Origin of the sequence: Mesorhizobium sp. M7A.F.Ca.US.014.04.1.1 (assembly GCF_003998745.1) — a bacterium.
Classification (GTDB): domain Bacteria; phylum Pseudomonadota; class Alphaproteobacteria; order Rhizobiales; family Rhizobiaceae; genus Mesorhizobium; species Mesorhizobium ciceri.
Map to the genome: position 1 here is coordinate 1 of NZ_RZRW01000808.1, position 1,995 is coordinate 1,995.

Here is a 1,995-nt window from a genome sequence, read left to right on the forward strand (position 1 = left end):
TCACCTCAACCACCGGATTGGATATCGGTTCATTCATGAGCTTGGTGCCGGTGCAACAGTGAAGCCCGCCTGCGAGCGGGAGCGCTCCGACGTTGGAGCCCAGGTGAGCATTTCGAGCCCGTACAGCGCATCCAGTGTCTCGCGCGATACGGGAATACCCTTGTTGTGTGCCAAGGCGATCTTCGCCCCAGGCCGAACGGCAGCGCATCCGGACGCCTTCAGTTCAGGTCTGCGGGCGCTGACCATGAGAAGCGCGCACCCCGGCGCCGGCCTGGCGGCGTCGATCGATTTCAAGGCTGCCGTTTCGCCGCCGAGTAGCGCCGCTAGGGTATCTTCCCCTTGGCCCGAATACAGCACACCCCTTGGATCCGGTTCAGCCAACAGCCAGTCGAAGGTTCCGTCGCGGGCGACGATACCGATAGAAGAGAGATTGTAGTTCATCGCGCCGATCAGCGTGGCCGGAACAAGCGACAACTCGGTCGCCGAAGATATCCGACATAGCTCCCATTTGGCGTCGCTTACATGGGCGGCGAGAGCATCGACTGCGGCTGGTCCGGTTTCCAGAAATGAAATGCCAGCGGCATCCAGCATCGTGAGGCCGTTCGACTTGTGATAGCTGAAGCCATGAGAGGGCCGCGGGCCTGCCTGACGGATATCGTCCAGAACAGCCGGATCGAGTGCTGCACCCGCTGCCACGATATGAGCCCCCCGATCAGCGGTGCCGAACGCATACCCCAGAGCTCTAAGCGACCATGGTAGGATGCGGGTCAGTTCGGAATATGCAACGGTGGTCATGCTCACAGGGCAACCTCATTGTCATGCTTGCGAAGCTGGGGACTCGGCCTGTCAGGCGTCAGGATTTCCGAAGGCAGCGGCTGATCTTGGAAGAAAGTGCCCCGCACATAGCGGATGCTGAGCGGCGTCGAGCCACGAATGCCCAGCGACGCAAGGAAAAAACGTATGAGCTCGGCGGGGACGAAATCGCGATGCGCGAGCGGATCCCGTATTTCGGCGTAGGGTAGGCCATCCAGATACTGCACGCGCGACATGGCGTAGTGCAGATCCGGATGGTCGAGGACGACATCGCCGACGTGCTCGTTATCATCACGGCTGACCAGCACTGCCGCCAGCCTCTGGATCAGTCCGATATGATCGATGAAGGATTCGAAACGCTCGTGCGGATCGACGATTCTCTCGCCGCGTCTCTGTTCGCCATTGTCGATCGAATGGTACCAGAAATGCTGGTGCGTTTCGGCGAGCGTACGGTCGGCAGTTAAGGCCCAGACGTAATTTCTGCGCAGGATCTCGCGCAGTTCACCGATCCTCATTGCTGGCTGAAGTTGCCGCTTGCGGCCTGCGCCGATCTGGAAATAGGGCGCGATGGCGTCACAGAAGTCCGGCACTACGTCGAGAAGCAAGCTGTGAAACTGCTCACTGGTCTCGCCATCCATGACCTCCGCGACGTGCGCAGCAACGTCGCCCCAGCAATGCCACTGACCTTCGCGCAGGCTTGCCGAAATGCGTTTCAAGTTCTCGATGATGGTTTCGTTAGCCGCCACATAGTCCTGCGTCTGTGGGTCAGTCTGCGCATAGATACGTATGGTGCTCTCTATCGAGCTGCGGACAAGTGCAATGCTTCCCGCTTCGACCGGCAGGCTTTTTGCGTAGCCAAGCGCTGCCTCGCGCACGGTCACCCAGGTGGCGACCCAATGCGGCCAGCGTTGGAGGGCTACACACATCCCCTGACCTGAGGAGTTGCCTATTCCAAGCCCGCGCGCGATCGCGATGTCGAGCTGCGCCGCGTCCGAATTGCGCCGCCGCGCCACGGCATTGACGAGATCGATGGAGACAAGCCGAACCAGGTAGATCGCGAAGATGTCCGCAAAGAACGGGTGCGCCAGCGGGTGCTCCTCGGGAATGCCGGGATAGGAAACCGTGCCGTTCCTGCCACTGCTTTGAAAGCCACCGTTCCGCATGAGGTAGGCGATGCCAAGC

The 1,995-nt window shown here is 60.6% G+C and carries 2 protein-coding genes; both read right to left on the minus strand.

Features of this window, described 5'->3' with window-relative positions:
* Positions 1-33: 33 nt before the first annotated feature.
* Positions 34-696 carry a hypothetical protein gene (locus EOA22_RS31745; RefSeq protein ID WP_206521381.1) on the minus strand — a complete coding sequence of 221 codons (663 nt, stop codon included), beginning with the start codon at positions 694-696 and terminating at the stop codon, positions 34-36.
* 101 nt (positions 697-797) lie between these two features.
* Positions 798-1,995, minus strand: a 1,198-nt coding sequence (locus EOA22_RS37840; protein ID WP_206521382.1) for a hypothetical protein, incomplete at its 5' end; no start/stop codon positions are given.